Consider the following 21,819-nt stretch of genomic DNA (forward strand, 5'->3'; position numbering starts at 1 on the left):
CCGCCTTGAGTTCACGCCCGGCCATTTGCTAACCTGCCGGCCATGCCAGACAGACCACGAGGACAAATGGAACCGGACAGCCTGACGCTTCACGGCGACGGTATATCGGTAACCATTGCCGGGCAGGGCGCCGAACTGGTTTCGCTGAGGGATGCGCAAGGATTTGAGTTTCTGTGGCAGGCCGGACCAGCCTGGCGGCGCCATTCACCGGTGCTGTTTCCGATCGTCGGCCGGCTGAAGGGCGATCAACTGCGCCATCGCGGCCAGACCTATCCGATGACGCAGCACGGCTTCGCCCGCGATATGCCATTTGCCTGGGCGGAGAGGGGGCCTCGATCCTGCACGCTGGTGCTCGCCGATGACGCGGAAACCCGAACGCACTACCCGTTCGCATTCCGCCTGGCTGTGACCTATACGCTGGGCGAGGGTCAACTCGACATAGGATTAGAGATCACCAACACCGGCGACGAGCCGTTGCCGGCCTCGATCGGGGCGCATCCGGCATTCAACTGGCCACTTCTGCCCGGTGTGGCCAAAACGGATTATCGGCTGATCTTTTCCGATGACGAGCCAGCGCCGATCCGCCGGCTGAAGGATGGCCTGCTCACCGCGACGCCGCAGCCAACGCCTGTCAAAGGCAATATCCTCGAGCTCTCCGAAGGGCTTTTCGAGGACGACGCCGTGATCATGGACCGGCCGGCCAGCAACAGCATTCGCTACGGCGCCGGTCACGGTCCGGCGATTGAGGTCTCGTGGCAGGGACTTCAGGAACTGGGCATCTGGTCCAAACCCGGCGGCGCACCGTTCCTGTGCATCGAGCCTTGGCACGGCATTGCCAGCCCGCTGGATTTCGATGGAGAGTTCATCGACAAGCCGGGCCTGATGCTGATCGCGCCGGGCGCGAAGCGTTCGTTGAGTTACCGGATCAGGTTGGAGCAGGGGCCTCGGTAAAGTTTCCTGCAGACCGGACAGGGGGCATATTCGACCTCAGGTCGGGTTTCAAACCTGCCGGACCACGGCGCCGATCACATTGACGAGAAGGCGCGCGGCGATGAGCGCCGACAGGCCGTCAATGTCGGCTGGCGGATAGAACTCGACAAGATCGAATCCAGCGATCCTCGCCCGCTTGCCGAGGCCTGCGATGAGATCGATGACCTGCGTATAGGTGAGGCCGCCAGGCGTACGCGCGGCCACGCCAGGCATGAAGCCTGGGTCGAGACTGTCGCAGTCGAAGGTGACGACGACCCGCGCGCCTTCCGGAATATGGCTGAGCGCCGCTTCGACACCTTGGGCGTGGACCTCGCGGGCGGTGACGAAACGGCTGCCATAGTGCCGCGCCGCTTCGATCTCCGTGAGGCGTGCGCTGCCGACGCTGCGCAGTCCGACCTGCACCATGCCGGCGACATGCGCCATCTCGCTCGCCCGGCGCATCGGGCTGGAGTAGCCGTGGCGTTCGCCATGCACTTCGTCACGCCAGTCGATATGGGCGTCGATCTGCAGGATCCAGACAGGCCCGTGATCCGCGAAGCCGGCGAGGAAGGGACTGACCACGGAATCGTCCCCGCCGAGCAGGATGGGCACGGCGGGCAATGACAGGACTTCGCGCGTCTTCGCCTCGATCCGGGCGCGGTTGCCGGCATTGTCATGCATGATGGTCAGGATGTCGCCGGCGTCGACGCAGCAGATCGGCCTGCCGTCGAACAACGGGCCGCCGAGATCGAAATCCCAATGCTCGACGAGCGCAGCATCATCCTGGCTTGCAACACGGATGGCATCGGCGGCCAAGGCGTGGCCGCCGCTGTCTTTGCCGGGATAGGTGCTGCCGTGACCGGCACCGACGATCACCGCACGGGGCACCGTGCCATCGGCGAGGCGATCGGGCAGGCCGAGAAAGGAAGATCGAGTGGTCATTTCTGATGGCCTTGAATCCAGCCGAAGCCTGATGAGCAGTTTGGGGCAGGGTAATTGCTTCGCCGGTCGGATTCCATTGCCGAAATCGCCGTCCGGAGGGTTCCGTCGGTCTTGGCTTTGAGGCACCTTTTGGCTGGGACATTGAGGGCCCTGATCAGGCAGGAACGTATGTCAACCGGATCACGTCCTTGCCGATCCGGTCACTGGCCACGAGGTGGAGTGGTGGCCGGGGGCCGGCGAAGAACGCCTTGCCGCGACCGAGCACGACAGGATGGAAGTAGAGTCGATACTCATCGATGAAACCGGTCAGGCTTCGCGCCATGTCTGGTCCGGAAACCGAAATCTCGCCTGTCAGCTCATCTTTCAGCCTGCGTATTGCAGCCTCCGTGTCATCAGCGACAAGCGTGGCGTTAGGGCCGACCGACTTCAACGAGCGCGAGACAACCCATTTCGGTTGCCGTCGCCATGCCGCCGCGAACTCGCGTAAATCCGGCGTCCACTCCGGATGGTCTTCATCCCAATAGCGCATGACCTCGTACATGCCGCGACCGTACACGCTGCCCGTCAGGCAGCGCACGTGCTCGATCCAATGACGGAAGAGCGTGGCATCAGGCCCAAATGCCTGGTGGTCGACGTAGCCATCTAGGGACAGGTTCATTCCGAAGACGAACTTCGCCATGCTGCAAAATCTCCATCCCAAGTTCCTTCAGCATACCCCAAGCCGCCAGAACTGTAAGTGAAGGTTTGGGCGCAATTTGAAAATTGCCAGAGGTATGCAGATTGCGTGCGGGGCGCGACGCAAGCGCGCGCGTGGCATCGCATTTCGCCATCCACCGACTTATGGCAGAAAGTCGCATAAGATAGATTATGGAACTAGAGCATGGGGCGTAGCTCGAGAATTGCTGCGGTTTCGGCCAGTGGCGGCAAACATCGTGAACGGCACCATGCCGGCACGTCACAACCTCGAACCCACGAACGCGACTGGAACAGCCGGCTGAACTGCTGTCTCTATCGTTCTGACTCGTATGGGATTTCTATCACCATGCCATCATAGGCCGGTTCGACGTTGTCGGGCGTCTCGGTCATCACGGCGGTGTAATCGAGCGGCACGTGCATGTGCGTCAGCACGGCGTTCCCAGGCGAAAGCGCCTCGATCCAGTCCAGCGCCTGGCCAAGCGAGAGATGGCTTGGATGCGTGTTGTATTGCAAAGCGTCGATGACCAGCATGTCGAGGCCTCGCAGCCGCTCGGCGGTGGTCTTGGGAAAGTCGCTGACATCGGGGCAGTAGGCGAGCCCGCCGATGCGGAAACCCAGCGAAATGATGTCGCCATGGATCTGGGGCAGCGGCTCGAAGGTGAGGGCACCCCCCTCTCCTTCGATCACAACCGGCCTGGCATGGTCGATGATGTGGGCGTCGACGATCGGCGGATAGGAGCTGCCTGGCGGCGTCTCGAAGCAATAGCCGAACGCCTCGCGCAGCCGCAGCATGGTCGGCTCGTCGGCATAGATGTCGATGCGATGCCGTTGTTCCAGCACATAGCCGCGCAAATCGTCGATGCCGTGGATGTGGTCGGCATGCGGATGCGTGTAGATCACCCCATCGATGCGCCTGACTGAAGCCATCAGCATCTGCTCGCGGAAATCCGGCCCGGTGTCGATGACGACCGTGGTGCGGCTGCCATTGGCGGCGATGCGCTCGACAAGCGCGGCCGTGCGCATGCGCCGGTTCCTGGGATTGGCGGGGTCGCAATTGCCCCAGTCGCCGGTGATGCGCGGCGTGCCTGGCGACGATCCAGAGCCGAGAATGGTCAGGCGCAGCCGGTCGCTCATGCCTCGGGTGCCCGCTGGTCCGGGCGTGGCATCTTTCCAAACAGCCGAAAGAAATTGTCGGTCGTCACCGCGGCGATTTCAGCCGCGGTGACGCCAATCGTCTCCGCCAAAACCTTGGCGGTCTGCGCGACATAGGCCGGCTCGTTGCGCTTGCCGCGAAACGGTACCGGCGCAAGGTATGGCGCGTCGGTTTCGACCAGCAACCGGTCGTGCGGCACATCGGCGGCGATGGCGCGCAATTCGACCGAGTTCTTGAAAGTCAGGATGCCCGAGAACGACACATAGCCACCTAGCGACACGCCGACCTCGGCGAGCCGCCGTCCCGACGAAAAACAATGCAGGATGAACGGGAAGGCGCCCTTCCCGGTCTCGTCCTCGAGAATGGCGGCCATGTCGTCGTCGGCGTCGCGCGAATGAATGACGAGAGGCAGCCCGGTCTCGCGGGCGGCGGCGATATGGGCGCGAAAACCCTGCGCCTGCGCATCGCGTGGTGCCTTGTCGTAGAAATAATCGAGCCCCGCTTCACCGATCGCCACCACCTTTTGGTGAGCGGACAGGCGGACAAGGTCGGCAGCGGTGACGTCGAGCTCCTCGGCGGCATTGTGCGGATGGGTGCCAACCGAGCAATAGACTTCGTCGAAAGTCTCTGCAATCTTAAGGACTTGTTGAAACCGCTTCACGCGTGTTGAGATCGTCACCATACGGCCGATGCCGGCCGCCTTGGCGCGGGCGACAATGGTCGCCCGCTCCTCTGCGAAGTCCGGAAAGTCCAGATGACAATGGCTGTCGACGAGCATCAGGCGTCCGCGTCCGTCTGTTCGACATAGCGCGGAAACACGCCCTCTGGCGCAGGCAGCGCCGTGCCGGACACAAGCGCATGGTCGGCGTGGACATGCGCGAAATCGCGATTGTCCGCCGGCACTGCCAAGAGGTCGAGCAGCTTGCCGGCCGAGCCCGGAATGAAGGGCTGGCATAGAACCGCCACGCGCCGCACCACTTCGGCGGTCGTCCACAGCACCGTTTCCATGCGCTCGGGATTGGTTTTCTTGAGCGCCCAGGGTTCCTGTCCGGCGAAATACCGGTCGGCTTCCGCAACCACGCCGAAGATCGCCGCCAGAGCCAGATGGATGCCCTGTTCGGCCATTGCCTTGCGCGCGGTGGCGAGAGCGTCGACCGCTTGATCGAGGATCACCTTGTCGGCTTCCGCCAGATCGCCGCGCTTCGGCACCACGCCGCCGCAGTTCTTGGCGATCATCGACAGCGAGCGCTGCGCCAGATTGCCGAGACCATTGGCCAGATCCGCATTGGTGCGGTTGACGATCGCTTCATGGCTGTAGCTGCCGTCCTGCCCGAACGGCACTTCGCGCAGGAAGAAGTACCGCACCTGGTCGAGGCCGTAATGCTCGACCATGGTGAACGGGTCGATGACGTTGCCGACCGATTTCGACATCTTCTCGCCGCGGTTGAAAAGGAAGCCGTGGCCGAAGACGCGCTTCGGCAGCGGGATGCCGGCCGACATCAGGAAGGCGGGCCAATAGACCGCGTGGAAGCGTACAATGTCCTTGCCGATGATGTGCGCATCGGCCGGCCAAAACCGCCAATTGTCAGCTTTTTCATCGGGATAGCCGACGCCGGTAATGTAGTTGGTCAGCGCGTCGACCCACACATACATCACGTGCTTTTCGTCGCCAGGTACCGGCACGCCCCAGTCGAATGTGGTGCGCGAGATCGACAGGTCCTTCAGTCCCGACTTGACGAAGCTCATCACCTCGTTGCGTCGCTCGGCCGGACCGATGAAGTCGGGCTGGTTTTCATAAAGCGCGATGAGCTTGTCCTGGTAGGCCGACAGGCGGAAGAAATAGCTCTCTTCCTCGACCCATTCGACCGGGGTTCCCTGCGGCCCGTAGCGGATATTGTCGGGGCGGACCTCGGTCTCTTCCTCGCCGTAATAGGCTTCGTCGCGCACCGAGTACCAGCCGGCATAGCCGCCCTTGTAGACGTCGCCATTGGCGGCCATCGCCTTCCAGATCGCCTGTGAAGCCGCGTAATGCCGCTCCTCGGTGGTGCGGATGAAATCGTCGTTGGAGGCGTTGAGCGCGGTCGCCATGCGCTTGAACTCGGCCGAGTTGCGGTCGGCCAGGTCGCGCGCCGAAATGCCTTCCTTCTTCGCCGTCTGCAGCATCTTGATGCCGTGCTCGTCGGTGCCGGTGAGGAAGAAGACCTGCTTGCCGTCGAGTCGCTGGAAACGGGCAAGCGCGTCGGTGGCGATCAGCTCGTACGCATGGCCGATATGCGGCTTGCCGTTCGGATAGGAAATCGCGGTCGTGATGTAGAATGTGTCGCGTGACATGAATGAACCGTCATGAATGTCTGAATGGAAGCCGTGGCGGTGGATATCGCATCGGAATGGCGATTGCCATCCCGAGACCAATGCATGCCGCCCAAAAGTGGCCCCGGCATTGGGGCAACGGCATGCACCAAAAAGGCCGTCACATTCGCATTGCAGAATTCAGGCGGTCGATCATGGTCAGGGCGTGCTGCTTCTTGTCGAGATTGTAGGTGTCCGTCTCAGATATAGCGTCCAAGGCCTCATGCCAAGTATCGGAGAGCGTTTTGGCCCGCTTGAGATCGCCAGCCTGCGCTGCCTGGCTTGCCGCGTCCGACAGAAGGTCCAGCGCCCGGCGGTTGAAGATGTCGAACTGGATCGCCTGGTCCCTGCCCGCGACGGCCTCGGCCAGGCGGTAGGCACCGGCAATATCGCTCTTTCCCGTCGCCACCAGGCCATCGAGCGTCTGCGCGATTTCCAGCCCGCCATACTGCGTCAGCAGGATCGCGCTGCGCGCGCTTCCCCCAGCCCGCTCGACCAGCGCGGCTCGCGCGGCCGGATCGTCGGGTGGTGGCGGGTCCGCTGTCTCCAGCACTGCCATCAGTTCGTTGGCGTCGAGCGGCGTGAATCGAACCACCTGGCAGCGCGAGCGGATCGTCGGCAGCAGACTGCCCGGCGCATGGACGATGAGAATGAACAGGGTCCGTGCCGGTGGTTCCTCGAGATTCTTCAGCAAGGCATTGGCCGCATTGACATTCATGTCGTCGGCTGGATCGACGATTACCACCCGGTAGCTGCCGTCGTGCGAAGTCAGCGACAGGAAGCGGCTGACCTTGCGGATCTCGTCGACGGTGACGACGGTCTTGAAGCTCTTGGTCTTGTCGTTCAAGGGGCGGGTCAGATGCAGCACCCCGGGATGCGCCCCGGTGGCGATCTGGCGAAACAGCGGCGAGGCCGGATCGGGAACCGCAAGGTTTCCGGGCGCCTGGTCGAAGGCCGGATGCTTCAAAAGGTGGTGGGCAAGATGGAAGGCGAGCGTCGCCTTGCCGATGCCGACCGGCCCGGCGAAGATCAGCGCATGCGGCAGCTTTCCCGCACGATAGGCGGCGGCGAGCATGGTGGCGGCCTGCCCGTGCCCGACCAGACGCGCTGTTTCGGAGGGTTCCGGCACACCGTCCAGCGTATCATGTTGTTCCGGCGCGATGCGTTCGAAGATCATACCGGTACGACCTGCATGTTGCGCTCGGGCGCCCTTGCCTCCAATGCCGCAAACACGGTCGCCGTGACGACATCCTCCACCGTGTCCGGGTCGGCTGACGCGTCGACGACGATGCAGCGTTCCGGCTCTGCCGCGGCGATCGCCAGGAACGCTTCGCGGCGGGCCTGGTGGATGGCCAGCGTCTCCTTTTCGAAGCGGTCGGCGGCGGCATCGCTGCCACGCCGCAATGTCGCGCGCTTCAAACCCTCGGCCGGGTCGATATCGAAGATCAGTGTCATGTCGGGCATCATGCCGTTGATGGCGACCTGTTCCAGCATGGCCATGAATGCCGGATCGATCCCGCCCGTAACACCCTGATAGACACGCGAGGAATCCAGGAAGCGGTCACAAAGCACGATGGAGCCGCGCTCGACCGCCGGGCGGATGACCTGCTCGACATGGTCGGAACGCGCGGCAGCGAAGAGCAGCGCTTCCATCTTCGGCCCGAACGGTTCGGCGGCGCCCGAAAGCAGCACATGCCGGACTGCTTCGGCGCCCGGCGAGCCGCCCGGTTCACGCGTGCGCAGGACATCATACTTCTTGGCGCGCATCTTTGTGGCCAGCCGCTCGATCTGTGTCGACTTGCCTGCGCCTTCGCCGCCTTCGAAGGTGATGAAAAATCCGCGCGCCAACCGAGAGGCCTTTATTCCTGTTTGAGTGGATTGTTGCGCTCTAGATAGTCCGCGTTCGGGGAAACGTCCATGCCGTCGGTGCTATCGCAGCCAGCCGATCGCCAATTCCTTGACGGCATCGAGCGCGCGTTGCGGCAGCGTGCCGACGCCGATCGACTCGGCTGCGAACAGCGGTGTCTCCTGGCTCAGCGTGTCGCCGATCCAGACGCGCAGTGCGCCCACCGGCTGCCCCTCCTCCACCGGTGCGGCGACCGGGCCGGTATAGACGATCCTGGCCGTCAGCTTGTCGCGGTTGGTGATCGGCAGGAAGATGTCGATCGGACCTTTTGCCTTCAGCGTCACGCCCGATTTCGCACCGCCAAAGACCTGGGCCTCGCCGACCACCTCGTCCTTGGCGAAAATCTCGGTCTTCTCGAACGAACGAACGCCCCAGTCGAGCAGTTTGCGCGCCTCTTCTGCGCGCTCCTTGTCATTGGCCAGTCCACTCATCGCCGCGATCACCCGCGTGCCGTCGTGGCTGACCGAAGCGACGATGCCGAAGCCGGATGTCTCGCTGGCGCCGACAGCCAGGCCGTCGGCCCCGATGTCCATCGCCAGCAACGGGTTGCGGTTCCTCTGCGAGATCTTGTTCCAGGTGAAATCCTTCAGGCCATAGTAGCGATAGTAATCCGGGTATTCGCGCCACAGATGCAGGGCGAGCTGCGCCAACTCGCGCACGCTTGTCTGCTGGCCATCGGCCGGCAGTCCGGTCGAATTGACGAAAGTCGATGTCTTGAGGCCGATCTGGCGCGCGCGTTCGGTCATCTCCCTGGCAAAATTGTCCTCGGATCCGGCCATGCCTTCGGCTATGATGATGCAGCCGTCATTCGCGGCCTGCACGGTCACCCCCTGGATCAGGTCCTCGAGTCGGATCGCCGACTTGAGCTTGGCGAACATCGTCGAGGTCCCCGACGGCGCGCCACCTGTGCGCCAGGCGTTTTCGCTGACCACGAACGTATCGTCGAGTTTGAGGCGACCGGACTTGAGGGCGTTGAAAACCACTTCCATCGTCATCAGCTTGGCCATCGAGGCCGGTGGAATGGGTTTGTCGGCATCTTTCGAAAACAGCACCGTGCCGGTGTCGGCATCGATCATGAAGGCCTGTGCGGCCTTGGTTTCGAAAAGCTGCGCTTGGGCCGGCGAAAGCGTAAGCAGGAGGCCGAGGAGAAAAAACCCGGCGAAAGGCTGTAGCAAGCGAAACTGCATGAAACGCGACCCATTGGCCGGCCCCTCCGGCGTGCCGAAACTATCGAGCTTTTTCGGCGAGGGATCAACTGCCGGCGGAAAGCCGGCTCCTGGATCAGTCGCGCACGACCAGCGCGTCGGGCGCGCCGTGCGACCAGGCCGCCTTCAACAACTCGTCCAGGCCGCCATGGCCGTCCGGATAGAGGTTGACCGCATACCAGTCATTGCCGTCGAGATCGGAGCGCTGGATTTCTATTCTGCCGAAGGGCTTCAGCGCCGAGGCCACACGTTCGGCTTGGGTGGCATCGTCGAACGTGCCGGCGGCGACATAGTCGGAGCTGGACGGCGCCGCTCGGGAGTTGGTCTTCTTCCACGACCGCAGGATGTCGGCGGGCGCCATGCCGCTTTCGTCCAGAGCGGCAAAGACATCCGCGCGATGGACGCGTTCATCGGCATAGGACAGCGAGGCCATGGCGAACGGCGATTGCGGCGGCAAGCCGATCTCCGGCCGTTCCGGCACGATCGGTCCGAAATCGGGCAGCGCGAGATCGCCGAAGACCGGCTGCGCGGACATCTGCCCCTCGACCGGGGTCGCGGCATCGGTCAACTGACCTGGAAACGGCACGGCGGCCGCGCCCATCGGAAGGCTCGGCGAAGGCCCGTTCATGGCCACCATGACGCCCGTCGGCAGGCCATCCGATGGATCCGGTATGCGGTTGCCTGGATGATAAGAGGCCATCAGATACTGGTCGTCATTGCCGTCGAGCGGGGCGCGGCCGACATATTCGACCTTCACCTTTGCGGTGCCGACCTTGTCGTAGTCCAGCATCTGTGCGGCCCGCTCCGAGACGTCGATGATGCGGCCCTCATGGTATGGGCCGCGGTCATTGACGCGCACGATCACCGAACTGCCGGTTTCGAGGTTGGTGACGCGGGCATAGCTGGGCAGCGGCATGGTCGGATGCGCCGCCGTCAGATGCGCCATGTCGTAGACTTCGCCGTTGGCGGTCAGCCGGCCATGGAAGGCGTCACCATACCACGAGGCCAGACCCACCTTGGCGTACCTCTTGTCTTCCTTGGGATAATACCACTTGCCGCGCACCTGATAGGGCTTGCCAAGCTGGTCGCGGCCGCCGCCGCGCCGCATGAAGGCAGCGCGCGGACTGGCCTTCACGCCATATTCGGTCTCGGCGAAATATTCCTTGGAGCGGGTCTTCTTGTAGACCATCCCCTTCGGCTCGGGCTGCGACGCGCAAGCGGCAAGCAATGCAGCGGACGCTGCAAGCAACGCAACCGCGGCAACGTGACGAAGACGCGGGTGCGTCACAGCCTGCATTCTTGATTGTCCCCTAAAGTCTCAACCCAAGACGTCGTATCCGACCATCAGAAGAGCCAAGCACTCACTCGACAATGCCAACGACGTCCCGGACCCCGATCCTTTGTGCGCAGGAATTGTTTATCACGGTATTAACCGATTGTGGCCGGAACCGGGCAAGATTGTGACGCCGCTCGTCTGGTCCCAGGGCGCCGGCAAAGGCCCGTTTCAGCCAAGCCGGTTGACAGGCCTTCGCCGGGCACACTAGAGCAGTGGCCGGCAGTCACTGGAGGGATGGCCGAGCGGTTTAAGGCACCGGTCTTGAAACGTGGTGAAAGCCATCCCGCGCCGTCATCGGCGGTCCCGATTAGCCCGGTTTTCCCCGCTTTTTCTCTGCCGCTCGCGAGCCATCATCCTACCTCGTCCCCACCCTTCCCTGCCTGTCCGGTGCCAAGTTCGGTGCCAATGCCAATCCTCTTCCGATCAATCGTGCCGTAGTCGGGGATGCAGGTGAAGAACACCGGCCGCTGGTCCCTGCCCGCCTTTTTGCACTGATCGCACCGAAAGACCTTCACTAGGTCATTGTGCATAGCCCCATGCTCGAGCCCCAGGCGGGCGCCAAGCGCCTCCATATCGATCTGGATGGAATGACTGCACATGGGATGACCGCAAGTGACGTAGAACGTCTCACGGCTGCGAATGGCGTCGGCAATGGTCTTGGACATGGTGCGGCCTCAGAGTGTGAAATCGCCGCGCCGGGAATATGTTCCTATTGGCTGAGATTTGGCAACATGAAAAAGGCCCGAAAGCGAAGCCGCCGAGCCTTTGTCAAACGCGTTTGACTTTTCAGCCTTGGTTGCCCTCGATCGCCTTGGCATCGGCCATGATGACCGGGGCGATCTCGTCATCTTCGAAGTTCCAACGTTCGAACACGCGCAGCTTCGACATGAGCCCGACCGTGGTCTTGGGCCGGGTATCGCGGATCTGATCAGCAAGGGCACTGGCAGCCTCGGCGCGCTTCGCCTCGGCACCCTCGACGCCGAGTAGACGGGCAAAGGTCGCCCTTCCCGCCTCATATTCCAGCTCGACCGCTGCGGTTGCGTCTGTCGCTTGGTCCCACCAGTGGAGCGCGCCGATGAACTCCGTCTCGAGCCGCAGAAGCTCCGCGTCCCGGGTCTCGTCCGTTTCCGTCACTGTGGCGGCCGCGGCTGGAACGATCGCGGCCAAGCCTGCCACGGGGATGGTTTTCAGGATGTCTCGACGGCTCGTCATGGTCATGCCACCTTCTTCGGCGCATCGACACGATTGCAGATAAAGCCCTCCAGTTTGTCCTCCGTCATCACCATGCGGCTGCCTTTCCGCCCGTTGTCTGGAGTGGCGTTGACGGTGAACACGCGTTTTCCGTCCTGTAGACCCTCCTGGAGCCTGACTTTGTAGCGCCCACAATACTTGGCCTCATAGATGCCGTCGCCTTCGTATCGCCCGGTGCGCCACATGGCAACGATGGCCACCGGGCAGCCGGAGGTGCCGTTCCCTCCAAGGTCGCTGATGTCATCCCAGTAGGCGATCCGGGGATTGATCTCCTCGGCGGCCTTGTGCAGTTCCGCCAGATGGAAGTCGTAGCGCTCGCGCGCCGTCATGGGCTTCTCGGGTTTTGCCTCGCCAGATGTGGCGATTGCCGCCGTGGCGGCTCCGGTGGCCGAAATGGAGGCTATTGCGCCAAGGGCGGCGCGGCGTGTCAGGAGCTCGCTCATGATGTATGCCCCACATTCAATCCCGCTATCATCAAACGCGAGCCGGCGCCGTGCAGGACGTCATGCAGTGCATCGATGCGTTCTGCGGCTTGGGCGATCCGTTCATACATTTCGACAGCCATCGTCTTGTCTTCGTCGGCGCCTTTTTCGTTGTCCAATCCGCCGAGCATTGCGATCAGCTCTGCCTTGGTCTTGTACATGATGGTCCAGGCAATCCGAATGGAGATAAGCGTCGGATTGACCTCGTCGTACCATTGCTGGTTCGTGGGAGGAACGAATTCCCCTTCCTGATGCTCCCATGGTGCCCAATCGAGCGCCATCAATTCATCGTCGGTCATTTCTGGCTCAATCGCTGGTGCGGCTGCAGAGGCCGCTGTGGCGCCTCCTACGGCCGGAAGGGACGCAAGGCCGGCGAGCATGGCGCGGCGGGAAAACCGCCCGGTGATCATTCCCTCGGCGCCGGGCAAAGCTTCGCCGGCGGCCAGAACTGGTGTGTTCGGCATGGTGTTTTCCTTTGAAAAGTTGTTACACTGTGATAGATACTTTGTATCCGGTGTTAATGTCAACACACAGTAACAACTAGTCAGCACAGGGTGATAATTTGACGCCTTCCCAAATGCGAATGGCCAGGGCCGCGCTAAAGATTGGTGTCCGCGACTTGGCGGAAATGGCGAGCGTGACGACTGCCACCCTGACGCGCTACGAAAACGAGCGCGGCGGTATGCATGCGGACACCCGAGACAAGGTGAAGCGCGCCCTCGAAGCCGCCGGTGTCGAGTTCATTCCCGAGAATGGCGGCGGCGCTGGCGTGAGGCTAAAGAAATGATGGAAAGCATCGCGAATCTGGGGACCGCCGTCTTCGGCGCGCTGGCGGCTTATTTCTGGTGGAGGGTGGCCGTGGAGAAAATCCCTGCCACGAAAGCCCTGACAGCGGACATGACCAAGATTGATGTCCCTTACCGCTTCATGCGCGTTTTTCGAGGCCGTAGCGCTGGCGACCAATTGCTGGCGGATCAGTTCGCACTGCTCTCGCGAGATTTCGATTGAATGAGCGCTGCTTACGGCGCCGACCGTGAGCGCAGCGACTGCCAACAGTCTCGGAAACATTTCCCCCTCCCAAGCCCGGCCGCAAGCATCGCGCAACCGACTCGCGCGCGCAAGCCAGGGAGGAACCTCAAATCACTTTGAGCAGCGCGATTGCCACCTGAAGCCCTGCGGCGATGGCGGCAAATGCCGCGGCGAGTTTGTTGTGCTTGGCCTGCACAGCAAGGGGTCTGGTAAGCCAGTCGAAATTCTCGCCGCGCTCGACCTAGCGCTCTTAAAGTTCGAGCTGGAACAGATCGGTGGCGACAAGGTGCGGCCCATCACCGATCGCCTGCAAAAGAACCTCGACGCTATATCGGCCGCCAGCGCTCACGCGGTGGCCGACAAAAGCATGGTAGCGAAGGGGGCGCTTGCCTTCATGGATGTTTGCGGGCAGCCACCGAACTAGGCCGAACGAAACTTCAACAACCTCCCGCGCACATCGGAATGTCCACGCAACTGCGTGACATCTCTCTTGCCCTCCTGCTGAAATCGTCAAGCACTCGCCCATCGGGGAGCCGGCTTGTTTTTGACCGTCGGAGATGCTGTTGTTCTAAAAACAACGGGGAGGTGGGCAAATGGATATAGCGGCAGCACTGTCGTTGCTTTCGCAGGCAATAGGCGTCGTCAAAGACCTGAGAGACATAGACAAGGGGTTCGACAAGGCTGCTCTTAAAGCGCAGATGGCCGATCTCTATGGCAGCCTCGCCGATGTAAAAATCGCACTCTCAGATGCGCAGATAACAATTCACGACCGTGAGCAGCAGATAAAAAAACTGGAAGATCAGATCGCCACACTGACTTCTGGTGAGGGCTGTCCGATCTGCAATACCGGCAAGCTCAAGGTAGTCAGTGTGCACGCGCACCCGATACTTGGCCCGGCCGGCGTCCAAGAGAAGACGCTGAAGTGCGATAATTGCACACATTTGGAGAGACGGATAATCGAGCCCGACGGCCGCTCGAAGCGCCGGTAAAAGGATGGGATCAATGGACCGACAAGCAATCATGATTGCCGAAGGCCTGAGGCCTCACGAGGTGAAGGCGCTCAGGATCCTGGCTGGCACTGCCGGCGACTTTGATCCCGTCGGATCGCTGCCAGGTCTCGCGCAGCCGATGATAGATCATCTGCTCGCCATGGGGCTGGCCGAGCAGGGTATCGCCAATGAATACAAAGGCACCGTCGGCTACCGGCTGAGCCCCTTGGGAAGCGCCGTGTTCTCTTCGCTCAAAGATCGCAAGCGTCAGAAGCCAAAGCTTAGGATGATCGCTTCGGCCATCAAGTCAGTTGATCTCAGGATAGCGAAACCGCCTCGGAAATAGCCTATGCTGCCGCCTGTGAGTTCAGGAGAAAGACAATGCCGATTGACGAGGGCCGATGGCTGTTCGACACGAGCGGCAAGCCGGCCTACTTCCACCAGGAAAATGTGATCTACGACGGGTCCAAGCCGGTCTACGTCGTGACGGATGATGGCTGGTGGTTTCCCTATAGTGGTGGCACCGGCGAATATTATCGTAGCGAGAACTGGATTTTCACCAAGGCCGGGAAGGCCGCCTTCTATTACGGCGAGGAATGAGCGGAAGACTACGCCGCCCTCGCCTCGATTGCCCTCTGCTGGCTTCCCTGGCCAGCGCCATGCAGTGCAGCGCCCTCGAGCGAGAGAGACCGGGCTGCTTCTCAACCCACGGCCCGAAATGCCCGCGCGGCAGGGTTTCCTTCATATGGTGCAACCAGCACCCGACCCTGACTTTGAGCTCGGTCGACCAGCGGCCGCCAGGCAGCGACACGACGTCGTTATCGACGGGCTCGGGCTCTGGCGGCCGGATCAGGTCGAGATAGGCCCCGTGCACTGCCTGCTGCCTATCTGGTGGCAGCTTGGCGAACTGGCGCACTGTCATCCCGCACCCGAAGGCCAGGACCGCGGTGTGGCGCTTCTCGCCCCGCAGTCGGCCTAGGCGCCCGTACTGCCATTCGTTGGGCAAGCGATAGCTGCCGACTCCCTCGACCTCGATCTCGGTCACGCCGCGGCCTTCTGGAACATCGCTGTGCCGGCCAGCATCGGGAAGAGCAGCGCCACCATGTTGTGGGCCGCAGATCCGGGCATGACCCTGGCCAGCCGGCGGACATGGCCAAGGTCGATCCGATCGAAGGCATCGAAGAGCTCGGAGCCGATCGGCATCGCCTCGATCCGCACCAGGTAGGACACGGCCTGCAGCGTGGCGGCGTGGAGTTCGCAACCATTGCCAGTCTGATTGGTGAGCTTGAACACCAGAGCGAGGTGCGACTCGCCATAGGCGCGGCCGATCGCGCGCACCGCCGGCTTGCAATAGCAATGGCCCGGCTTGCGGCCGGTGGTGCGGTTTTCTTCAGCGTCGTGAAGGGTGACGCCGCAGGCTCGGGCTATCCGGTGGATGTCGCAGGGGAAATCGCCCGTTCGAGCCAGCATCACTCGCGCTCCGATGTCGGAAACGCAGGGATAATGCATAAGCCGCGACTTATTGGCAACCCTCCGGCAAACTGCCATCGCGGTGCCGCATAGCGTTGCAGCCTGGGTATGATCCCGGCGACCCTTCGCACGCTTTCGCCAGAGGTCAGCTTGGTTGGCGCCCCGGTGACGTGGTTTTGGGCAAGGCCTAAGCGATCTGGAGCTGCTGTCCGACTGACCTGTCAGCCCCGAGAATGGTGGCGGCGCTGGGGTGCGGCTGAGGAGGGGGTAAGCGACTGGTGTCTGTGGGAAACAGGTGCGCTCGCCGGGCGAGGAACCCCATGCACCCACTCGCCCGACGAGCTACCTGATTAGAATACGCGACCAGGACCGGGATTTACCGGCAAGCTGGTAGGACGCAAAATGAATGCCAGCACCATAGTCCCGAAATGGCAGAAGGAACTGAGGTGAGGCAGCGAAAGGGTTTAGGGCGTGACGGAAGCACGTAGCGACTGGCAAGCGCGGTCTGCTTTCGGCCGCACGAGAGGATCGTAATTCGGTCTGAATCGAACGTCGGCTTCCAGTCGCGGTTGCGCTCCGCTCCGAGCAAACTCAAAGCACACACTACCCATCACCTACTATTCGACGAGTAGGACGGACTGTGTGGCGGGAATGTCGCGCATTCCGAGGCTCGCGCAATCCTGATTGATGGTCGAGTTGCCGGACCATTGGATCGTATCGGCGACGACTTGGGTACAGCCGCCATTGCCTGAGAAGTTGCCGAGATAGCTGATCTGCTGCTTTGGAAAGTAGATGGCCCCAGTCAGCAGCGAGTCCGCGGTGCCGTTGAAGGTGCTGGAGGCGCTGTTACCGGTCCTGTCGCCATAGAACAGCACGCCTGAATAGGTGCCCGAAGTCGGCGCGCTGAGCTTCACGGAGGCATTGCCGTTTATGCTGACCGTCGAACTGCCCGACATGAAGATGGTCACCCCGCTGCCAGTGATGGCAGCGTTGGCGTTAATCTTGAGATTCCCTTGGACCACATAGACGCCGGGCGAGAGCGTGACATTGCCCTTTAGCGCCATGCCGCTGCAGTAAGTGCCTGGGCTTAGCGTCGCTTTGGAATCGTCCTGGCAGGGGTTCGAAGCCGCCGGCGCCAGTAGGCCGGCGAATGGATCGGCGGCCGGCAACGCCTGGGTGATCGGCGCGGGGCAGACCGTGGTGACGGGGTTGCTGAGGGAGACGCCACCCGCCGAAACCACACAATCGGCCTGGAGGCTCGCCGATCCCTGGAGCTTTAAGGCGTCCGAGGCGATCGAGTTGGCCATCACCGAGCAGCCGGTGAGCTTCACGCTTGTGTTGCCAGAAAACAGAGCTGCCTTCGAAGCGGAGGGATCGAGCGCGAGTATGCAGGCCTTGGAGGCATTGGTGATCAGGGCGACGGCCCTCGCCTGTTCGGGAACCTGGCCCTGGGTGAAGAGCGACGTGAACATCCGGTCGAGATTCTGGCCGACGACCACCTCGACCGCCTTCTTCGCCGTGTTCGACCCGGACGCGGGCGGCGTATTGACGACGATCGTGCCGGAGCCGAGCCCGTTTGATGCGGCCGACTGGGTTGCGGCCGCGACGATCGTCGGCTTGTCGGACCCTGAGATTTGTTCGAGCGCGCCGGCATAGGCAGCGGCGTCGGCGGTCGCCTGCAATCTTAAGCTGTTATAGTACCAGAAGGAGGTCTCAATACCGAACCCCGCCGCACCAACAACGATCGGTAAGCTGAGCGCGAAGATGATCGCAACGTTTGCGTATGTATCCCGGCATATACCGTTTATTGCAAACCGAATTCGGCTGAACAAATTGCGGGCCATGCCCGGATTAGAAATCACTTATATGTAAAGAAAGGGTTTATTCAGACATTCTAATGAAGCTTAGACGTCGCTGGCGTGAACCTTGTACGCTTCCGTTTTCCTTCTGCGATTGCTTCGACAGGGCCTACTCCGGGCATGCCAGCGTCATAGTGGACGATGGCATCAAGGATCGCGACGTCCAGTCAATCCCGGTCTTGTTGTAGGCTCTGGTGCCATCCCAGCCTTCCTGATCCCCGGCATGGTGCAACGGCATAAGGACGATGTGCGCCGTCGACTGGTCCTTCCTTCCACGGAGTCCACCCCTTGCCGGGCCGCTCGGTCAGATCACAATCGCGCATGCGGCGGATGTTGCATAAGTCTCGGCTTATGAGCAAGACCGGCTGGCTACTGCTTATCCCGGAAATCGAGCAGCTTGGCGTGACGGAGCTTCTCCTCGCCCTTCCGCACGCGACCGACGAGGCCCGGCTTCAGCCATTCAGCCTTGTCGCTCCTGAGCCCTTTCGGGACCGGCCCGCCTACCTTTCCCTGCACCCGATCCCATAGGCGCTGGCGCTTGTCGGTCTCGAAGGTGACGAAGGCGCCGCCGGCATAGCGGCCCACCCCCCGACATGTCAGCCATGCTCGGCGTTGAAAGAATGGCGAGGAACACCGCGCGAGTTTGGCGCCTTTCACCGGTAGAGCTGTGCCTCGTTTCGGAAGGCTTTATCGACAAGGGTGTTGTTGGCGAACCCACCATCGACGTCGACGATCTCCAGGCTGATTGGCTTCTCGCCGGCTGAAGGATCTTCGGGGTCCTTGGTGTTGTCCTGCTTCTGGATCGGGGTGTTGACGAACACGCTCACATAGCCGTCTGGCTTCAACTGCACATGCCCGTTCAGTTTGGCTTGGTTTGCGAGGCAGTTGACGATCGCCATGTTGAGCAGGCGGCGATCGGGATCGGGTGTTGGATCATCTCCCTTGTAGCAAGACGGCGTGCCAGTTTCTTTCGTGGGTGCGGTTGATTTGTCGTCGACCAGCCCTTTAGCAATCTCATATTTGTAGACGTCATACCTGGACGCCGGAGCGGTCGTGGTGCCTGTTGGGTTTGTGGCGCTTGGTACCGTTGGGTATGCCGCCCCGTGGTTGACCTGCCAGTAATTGGTCCAGAAGCCCTGCGAACCGATCGGGTCAGACATGCCCTTAGAGTCGTTGTAGTTGGTGCCGGGCGGAAGGGGTAGCGCCGTATTGTCGGTAACAGGGTCATACTTGCTGCAGCCGTTTTTCTGTCCCTTCCGGACGTTGCTCGCAGGGCGGTACTGCCAGTTCTTGGTCTGCTTATTGAGGGAGCCGCTGTAAAGATCGAACCTTGTATTCAGGCCAGTGTTGACCTGACCCAAAGTGACGCCAGTTTTGGTGGTGAGTGCATCCCGATTGTAGCAGGTGCCAGAGGTTCCCATCGCGATTGCGTCTCGAATTGAACTCAGGTTGTTGTCTACCAGCCCGAAATTGCCGGGGCCGGGATTCGAGTCCACTTTCAAAACGCGGAACTCTCGTCCGTAGGTGTCTCCCAATGCAAAGGCTTGCTGGATGGTCTTGCTGGTCGCAGGATCGCTCGTCTCGAACGGGTTGCACATGAAAAGCGGCACCGTCTCGCAAATGGATTGAACGAAGCCGGCCACCGCCTGCGGCTGGATTTCCAACTTGTCCTTGCCGCCGAAGAGACTTGCCGGGAAGATTGTAGCGAACGCGCCGGCTCCGTCTGTCAACCCCGACGCATTCACCGTGACTTCGGCAAACGATACCGCCTTGGGGTCAGTGCTGGCCCAGTTTGTGCCACCGGCATCGACACCGGCTGTACTGATCGCGGTGTCATCGGAAGCGGGTATTCCGGTCAGGTAAGTTACGGTGACATCAGCCAATACCAGTGCATGATCGCCCGATGTAGAAAGCAGGGTCTTGTTGCTGACCAGATTGGTAATGGCGCTATTGGCCCTGGTGATGCTGTCCGACCGGCCATCGAGCTCGGCCGCGGCAGCGAGCGAAAGCGCATCGATGCCCTTCTGCAGGTCATTATGATGGCTATTGAGCCGGCTCATATCGATTGCCAACAGCGAGAAACCGATGAGCACCGGAATCATAATGGCCACCAGGATCATCGCGACCCCGCGTTGATCTCTCCAGAATTCACGCAACACGCGAAGCATCCAGCCCCTCCACCACACGCCGCATGCATTTCCCCGTGCCTCCGAGCATAGGCGCGCTGCCTCTATGCAGCAAGGGGTTGCATTAGCGGTAGTTAAACTGACGGACGAGGCAGGAGCATTCGAGCCGAGATGAGGCGCATTAGAAACTCCTAAATAACGGGGTATATCTGCCTTAATCGCATGCACCGCTGGCGATACGCGAAACGCGCCTATGGTAAAGACAGCGAAATTCCCTGCATTAGCAGACACTTAAGTTTTAATTGGCGAAGCTCGGCAAGCATCCGTGAGTTAATGCTTCGTTAAACAACAGTTGACACCCCATCGCGGCACGGAACAGGACCAATGTAGGACGAGGCGGGCAAGACACTATGGAGTGAATTCACCACGTCCATTTTCAGAGTGTAAAAGGGGAAGCGTAAACATGAAGAAATTTACAAACATGGCCTCGCAGTTCAGGGATGACGAATCTGGTGCTGCCATGGTCGAATACTCAATCCTGATCGGCATCATAGCGGCAGCATCGATCGTTGCGGTTATTGCCATCGGCGGATGGGTCGGCAGTCAGTTCACCGGCCTTTGCGCAAAACTCAATGGCAAAGGGTTGACTGCTGCGGGCGCCGCTGGCGGCACATGCTAAGGACATAGGCGCCACACGCCGTCCTCGATTGAACCTTTGAGGGGGCTGGCGAATGCCGGCCCCCTTTACCTGACTCCTTCACGTGATCCTGAATTCGATCTCGTATAGCCATGGCGAGGTATTCGTCGTGCCGCTGGTCTGTCGCAATTTGTGATAACGATAAGCCGTGCTGTTGGACCACGTCTGTTGCTGAATCACCGCACCGCCAAGAGTGAAACTGCTGCCCAGTCCGGTATAGGTGCTGTCGTCGTTCGAGCCCTCGATGACCCAGGTTCCATGGGTAAGTTCGGTGTCTTGCAGCCACAGGAACCCAGTCAATATCTTACCAGAGCCCAAGTCGAACTTGATCTCCCGTGACGACTCCCCGCTAGTGAACGCCGCAGCGCCATTCGCATCGGCCGTGAAGAGTCCATCCACCAGATTGTCGATGTGTGTGCCGAGCGTCATGGTTGCGGTCGTCGTCGTTGTGATCAGGCTGGTGCGATCACCGTCTACGAGGGCATCACGCACCTCCCCAATAGCAGGGTCGGCGATCCTGAATTGGATTTCTTTCAGCCATGGGCCAGATGCCGTTGCGCCCGCTATTTGTCGCAACTTATAGTAACGATAGGCCGTGGTGTTTGTGGCTGAGAAAAAGAAATATTTAACTATGCCGCCGCCGCCGAGAGCAAAACTGCTGCCGATGGTCGTATACGTGCTATCGTCGTTTGATCCCTCAAATACCCATGTGCCGTGGTCGGAGTGGGTATCTTGAACCCAGCGAAAGCCGTCGATGATCTTCTGAACACCCGCACCAAAATCAAATTTAACTTCCCTCAACGTCTGGCCACTGTTGAACCAACAGGCATCCGTGCTGTTGGCGGCGAACCCTCCATCGATTAGATTGTTGATGGTTCCACCGCCAAGAGTGGCTGTGGTGGTGACAGTGATTGATGAGGTTCGATCACCGAGCCCGCCGGCGTTCCAGTAGGATGGCATGGCGGATGCGGGAGGCGGCGGGGTAAAGACGAATGGATTTACGATCATCGTGGGAAATGGAAACGTCACTCGGGACGCCCTCCTTTGTTGGTGTTGGCAGAATGGATGATCTTCTCAGCGTCAGTGGCGATCCTCTCCAGTGGCACAGCGGCTCCCCAGCAAGAGGCGCTATGAAGGCCATTTCAGGTCACCTCCCTAAGCCCGAGAGCCGCGGCCATGCGCTGAAATTCCTGGATCCATTCATTTCGGTTGCCATGCGCGGCAACGAAAAACGCGCAATCGCGCATTGCGGCATCGATCGCTTCGGATTTGACCCCGGCTTTGATCAGATCGGCACGCGCTAGCGTGAAAACCTTCAGCGCCTCGTAATAGTCCTTGTCACCGTCGAGCTTGAACAAAG

General features: G+C 61.1%; 27 protein-coding genes. 9 read left to right on the plus strand and 18 right to left on the minus strand.

From position 1 onward, the window contains the following. Window positions 1-66 precede the first annotated feature (66 nt). Window positions 67-951 (plus strand): aldose 1-epimerase family protein, encoded by an 885-nt coding sequence (locus LB543_RS27540; RefSeq protein WP_224616393.1) that lies wholly within the window; start codon window positions 67-69, stop codon window positions 949-951. Window positions 952-999: 48 nt separating this feature from the next. On the opposite strand, the gene LB543_RS27545 is transcribed toward LB543_RS27540, so the two are convergent. The 13 genes from LB543_RS27545 to LB543_RS27605 all read right to left on the minus strand — a co-directional run bounded on the left by LB543_RS27545 (window position 1,000) and on the right by LB543_RS27605 (window position 12,753). Next, window positions 1,000-1,911 (minus strand): agmatinase, encoded by a 912-nt coding sequence (locus LB543_RS27545; protein WP_224598032.1) that lies wholly within the window; start codon window positions 1,909-1,911, stop codon window positions 1,000-1,002. Window positions 1,912-2,065: 154 nt separating this feature from the next. Further along, window positions 2,066-2,590 (minus strand): dihydrofolate reductase family protein, encoded by a 525-nt coding sequence (locus tag LB543_RS27550; protein WP_224598033.1) that lies wholly within the window; start codon window positions 2,588-2,590, stop codon window positions 2,066-2,068. Between the two features lie 329 nt (window positions 2,591-2,919). Further along, window positions 2,920-3,741: an MBL fold metallo-hydrolase gene (locus tag LB543_RS27555; protein WP_224616394.1), complete on the minus strand. Its 822-nt coding sequence runs from the start codon at window positions 3,739-3,741 to the stop codon at window positions 2,920-2,922. Continuing rightward, window positions 3,738-4,538, minus strand: coding sequence for a TatD family hydrolase (locus LB543_RS27560; protein ID WP_224616395.1), 801 nt, complete (start codon window positions 4,536-4,538; stop codon window positions 3,738-3,740). The genes LB543_RS27555 and LB543_RS27560 overlap by 4 nt, the downstream gene beginning before the upstream one ends. Then, entirely contained in the window at window positions 4,538-6,091 is a 1,554-nt protein-coding gene (metG, locus tag LB543_RS27565; protein WP_224616396.1) for a methionine--tRNA ligase, read from the minus strand. The genes LB543_RS27560 and metG overlap by 1 nt, the downstream gene beginning before the upstream one ends. A 139-nt stretch (window positions 6,092-6,230) precedes the next feature. After that, a complete protein-coding gene (locus tag LB543_RS27570) occupies window positions 6,231-7,286 on the minus strand; it encodes a DNA polymerase III subunit delta' (protein ID WP_224616397.1) in 1,056 nt (351 codons plus the stop codon). After that, entirely contained in the window at window positions 7,283-7,957 is a 675-nt protein-coding gene (gene tmk, locus LB543_RS27575; RefSeq protein WP_224616398.1) for a dTMP kinase, read from the minus strand. The genes LB543_RS27570 and tmk overlap by 4 nt, the downstream gene beginning before the upstream one ends. An 81-nt stretch (window positions 7,958-8,038) precedes the next feature. Beyond that, a complete protein-coding gene (locus tag LB543_RS27580) occupies window positions 8,039-9,202 on the minus strand; it encodes a D-alanyl-D-alanine carboxypeptidase family protein (RefSeq protein WP_224616399.1) in 1,164 nt (387 codons plus the stop codon). A 94-nt stretch (window positions 9,203-9,296) separates the two neighbouring features. Then, window positions 9,297-10,517: a septal ring lytic transglycosylase RlpA family protein gene (locus LB543_RS27585; RefSeq protein WP_224616400.1), complete on the minus strand. Its 1,221-nt coding sequence runs from the start codon at window positions 10,515-10,517 to the stop codon at window positions 9,297-9,299. 389 nt (window positions 10,518-10,906) lie between these two features. Continuing rightward, window positions 10,907-11,221, minus strand: coding sequence for a hypothetical protein (locus LB543_RS27590; protein WP_224616401.1), 315 nt, complete (start codon window positions 11,219-11,221; stop codon window positions 10,907-10,909). Window positions 11,222-11,342: 121 nt separating this feature from the next. Further along, entirely contained in the window at window positions 11,343-11,774 is a 432-nt protein-coding gene (locus LB543_RS27595) for a hypothetical protein (RefSeq protein ID WP_224616402.1), read from the minus strand. Then, on the minus strand, window positions 11,771-12,250 hold the full coding sequence (locus LB543_RS27600; RefSeq protein ID WP_224616403.1) for a hypothetical protein: 480 nt from the start codon (window positions 12,248-12,250) through the stop codon (window positions 11,771-11,773). The genes LB543_RS27595 and LB543_RS27600 overlap by 4 nt, the downstream gene beginning before the upstream one ends. Then, the gene (locus LB543_RS27605; RefSeq protein ID WP_224616404.1) at window positions 12,247-12,753 is read right to left on the minus strand and encodes a hypothetical protein; all 507 of its coding nucleotides are present in this window, start codon (window positions 12,751-12,753) and stop codon (window positions 12,247-12,249) included. Before LB543_RS27605 ends, LB543_RS27600 begins: the two co-directional genes overlap by 4 nt. A gap of 119 nt (window positions 12,754-12,872) precedes the next feature. Here LB543_RS27605 and LB543_RS27610 point away from each other — a divergent pair, with 119 nt between their 5' ends. The 6 genes from LB543_RS27610 (at window position 12,873) to LB543_RS27635 (ending at window position 14,907) form a co-directional block, all read left to right on the plus strand. After that, window positions 12,873-13,076 (plus strand): LacI family DNA-binding transcriptional regulator, encoded by a 204-nt coding sequence (locus LB543_RS27610; RefSeq protein ID WP_224616405.1) that lies wholly within the window; start codon window positions 12,873-12,875, stop codon window positions 13,074-13,076. Then, window positions 13,073-13,297, plus strand: coding sequence for a hypothetical protein (locus tag LB543_RS27615; protein ID WP_224616406.1), 225 nt, complete (start codon window positions 13,073-13,075; stop codon window positions 13,295-13,297). The genes LB543_RS27610 and LB543_RS27615 overlap by 4 nt, the downstream gene beginning before the upstream one ends. 25 nt (window positions 13,298-13,322) lie before the next feature. Next, on the plus strand, window positions 13,323-13,742 hold the full coding sequence (locus LB543_RS27620; RefSeq protein WP_224616407.1) for a hypothetical protein: 420 nt from the start codon (window positions 13,323-13,325) through the stop codon (window positions 13,740-13,742). A gap of 169 nt (window positions 13,743-13,911) precedes the next feature. Further along, complete coding sequence (locus LB543_RS27625; RefSeq protein WP_224616408.1) at window positions 13,912-14,307, plus strand: hypothetical protein; 396 nt, start codon at window positions 13,912-13,914, stop codon at window positions 14,305-14,307. 13 nt (window positions 14,308-14,320) lie between these two features. Next, window positions 14,321-14,653 carry a hypothetical protein gene (locus LB543_RS27630; RefSeq protein ID WP_224616409.1) on the plus strand — a complete coding sequence of 111 codons (333 nt, stop codon included), beginning with the start codon at window positions 14,321-14,323 and terminating at the stop codon, window positions 14,651-14,653. Window positions 14,654-14,688: 35 nt separating this feature from the next. After that, window positions 14,689-14,907: a hypothetical protein gene (locus LB543_RS27635; RefSeq protein ID WP_224616410.1), complete on the plus strand. Its 219-nt coding sequence runs from the start codon at window positions 14,689-14,691 to the stop codon at window positions 14,905-14,907. A 441-nt stretch (window positions 14,908-15,348) separates the two neighbouring features. Here the strand turns inward: LB543_RS27635 and LB543_RS27640 are convergent, their stop codons facing one another. From LB543_RS27640 to LB543_RS27655, 4 genes are all read right to left on the minus strand, one after another. Next, window positions 15,349-15,777: a hypothetical protein gene (locus LB543_RS27640; protein WP_224616411.1), complete on the minus strand. Its 429-nt coding sequence runs from the start codon at window positions 15,775-15,777 to the stop codon at window positions 15,349-15,351. A 617-nt stretch (window positions 15,778-16,394) separates the two neighbouring features. Next, complete coding sequence (locus LB543_RS27645) at window positions 16,395-17,621, minus strand: pilus assembly protein TadG-related protein (protein WP_224616412.1); 1,227 nt, start codon at window positions 17,619-17,621, stop codon at window positions 16,395-16,397. A gap of 384 nt (window positions 17,622-18,005) precedes the next feature. After that, complete coding sequence (locus tag LB543_RS27650; protein ID WP_224616413.1) at window positions 18,006-18,221, minus strand: hypothetical protein; 216 nt, start codon at window positions 18,219-18,221, stop codon at window positions 18,006-18,008. A gap of 68 nt (window positions 18,222-18,289) precedes the next feature. Next, on the minus strand, window positions 18,290-19,804 hold the full coding sequence (locus LB543_RS27655; RefSeq protein WP_224616414.1) for a TadE/TadG family type IV pilus assembly protein: 1,515 nt from the start codon (window positions 19,802-19,804) through the stop codon (window positions 18,290-18,292). 439 nt (window positions 19,805-20,243) lie between these two features. Between LB543_RS27655 and LB543_RS27660 the strand changes: the two genes are divergently transcribed. Beyond that, on the plus strand, window positions 20,244-20,441 hold the full coding sequence (locus LB543_RS27660) for a Flp family type IVb pilin (protein WP_224616415.1): 198 nt from the start codon (window positions 20,244-20,246) through the stop codon (window positions 20,439-20,441). Between the two features lie 78 nt (window positions 20,442-20,519). Here LB543_RS27660 and LB543_RS27665 read toward each other — a convergent pair whose 3' ends face one another. Continuing rightward, window positions 20,520-21,488: a hypothetical protein gene (locus LB543_RS27665; RefSeq protein ID WP_224616416.1), complete on the minus strand. Its 969-nt coding sequence runs from the start codon at window positions 21,486-21,488 to the stop codon at window positions 20,520-20,522. A gap of 32 nt (window positions 21,489-21,520) precedes the next feature. Here LB543_RS27665 and LB543_RS27670 point away from each other — a divergent pair, with 32 nt between their 5' ends. Continuing rightward, the gene (locus LB543_RS27670; protein ID WP_224616417.1) at window positions 21,521-21,763 is read left to right on the plus strand and encodes a hypothetical protein; all 243 of its coding nucleotides are present in this window, start codon (window positions 21,521-21,523) and stop codon (window positions 21,761-21,763) included. Window positions 21,764-21,819: the final 56 nt, after the last annotated feature.

The sequence above is a fragment of the Mesorhizobium sp. ESP7-2 genome (genome assembly GCF_020164715.1).
Lineage (GTDB): Bacteria > Pseudomonadota > Alphaproteobacteria > Rhizobiales > Rhizobiaceae > Mesorhizobium.

Excerpts from the sequence above, each read along its gene's own strand:
- LB543_RS27540 (WP_224616393.1), top strand. The coding sequence starts at position 67 with ATGGAACCGGACAGCCTGACGCTTCACGGCGACGGTATATCGGTAACC.
- LB543_RS27545 (WP_224598032.1), bottom strand. The coding sequence starts at position 1,911 with ATGACCACTCGATCTTCCTTTCTCGGCCTGCCCGATCGCCTCGCCGAT.
- LB543_RS27550 (WP_224598033.1), bottom strand. The coding sequence starts at position 2,590 with ATGGCGAAGTTCGTCTTCGGAATGAACCTGTCCCTAGATGGCTACGTC.
- LB543_RS27555 (WP_224616394.1), bottom strand. The coding sequence starts at position 3,741 with ATGAGCGACCGGCTGCGCCTGACCATTCTCGGCTCTGGATCGTCGCCA.
- LB543_RS27560 (WP_224616395.1), bottom strand. The coding sequence starts at position 4,538 with ATGCTCGTCGACAGCCATTGTCATCTGGACTTTCCGGACTTCGCAGAG.
- metG (WP_224616396.1), bottom strand. The coding sequence starts at position 6,091 with ATGTCACGCGACACATTCTACATCACGACCGCGATTTCCTATCCGAAC.
- LB543_RS27570 (WP_224616397.1), bottom strand. The coding sequence starts at position 7,286 with ATGATCTTCGAACGCATCGCGCCGGAACAACATGATACGCTGGACGGT.
- LB543_RS27580 (WP_224616399.1), bottom strand. The coding sequence starts at position 9,202 with ATGCAGTTTCGCTTGCTACAGCCTTTCGCCGGGTTTTTTCTCCTCGGC.
- LB543_RS27585 (WP_224616400.1), bottom strand. The coding sequence starts at position 10,517 with ATGCAGGCTGTGACGCACCCGCGTCTTCGTCACGTTGCCGCGGTTGCG.
- LB543_RS27590 (WP_224616401.1), bottom strand. The coding sequence starts at position 11,221 with ATGTCCAAGACCATTGCCGACGCCATTCGCAGCCGTGAGACGTTCTAC.
- LB543_RS27595 (WP_224616402.1), bottom strand. The coding sequence starts at position 11,774 with ATGACCATGACGAGCCGTCGAGACATCCTGAAAACCATCCCCGTGGCA.
- LB543_RS27600 (WP_224616403.1), bottom strand. The coding sequence starts at position 12,250 with ATGAGCGAGCTCCTGACACGCCGCGCCGCCCTTGGCGCAATAGCCTCC.
- LB543_RS27605 (WP_224616404.1), bottom strand. The coding sequence starts at position 12,753 with ATGCCGAACACACCAGTTCTGGCCGCCGGCGAAGCTTTGCCCGGCGCC.
- LB543_RS27610 (WP_224616405.1), top strand. The coding sequence starts at position 12,873 with ATGGCCAGGGCCGCGCTAAAGATTGGTGTCCGCGACTTGGCGGAAATG.
- LB543_RS27615 (WP_224616406.1), top strand. The coding sequence starts at position 13,073 with ATGATGGAAAGCATCGCGAATCTGGGGACCGCCGTCTTCGGCGCGCTG.
- LB543_RS27625 (WP_224616408.1), top strand. The coding sequence starts at position 13,912 with ATGGATATAGCGGCAGCACTGTCGTTGCTTTCGCAGGCAATAGGCGTC.
- LB543_RS27630 (WP_224616409.1), top strand. The coding sequence starts at position 14,321 with ATGGACCGACAAGCAATCATGATTGCCGAAGGCCTGAGGCCTCACGAG.
- LB543_RS27635 (WP_224616410.1), top strand. The coding sequence starts at position 14,689 with ATGCCGATTGACGAGGGCCGATGGCTGTTCGACACGAGCGGCAAGCCG.
- LB543_RS27640 (WP_224616411.1), bottom strand. The coding sequence starts at position 15,777 with ATGCTGGCTCGAACGGGCGATTTCCCCTGCGACATCCACCGGATAGCC.
- LB543_RS27645 (WP_224616412.1), bottom strand. The coding sequence starts at position 17,621 with ATGGCCCGCAATTTGTTCAGCCGAATTCGGTTTGCAATAAACGGTATA.
- LB543_RS27655 (WP_224616414.1), bottom strand. The coding sequence starts at position 19,804 with ATGCTTCGCGTGTTGCGTGAATTCTGGAGAGATCAACGCGGGGTCGCG.
- LB543_RS27660 (WP_224616415.1), top strand. The coding sequence starts at position 20,244 with ATGGCCTCGCAGTTCAGGGATGACGAATCTGGTGCTGCCATGGTCGAA.
- LB543_RS27670 (WP_224616417.1), top strand. The coding sequence starts at position 21,521 with ATGGATGATCTTCTCAGCGTCAGTGGCGATCCTCTCCAGTGGCACAGC.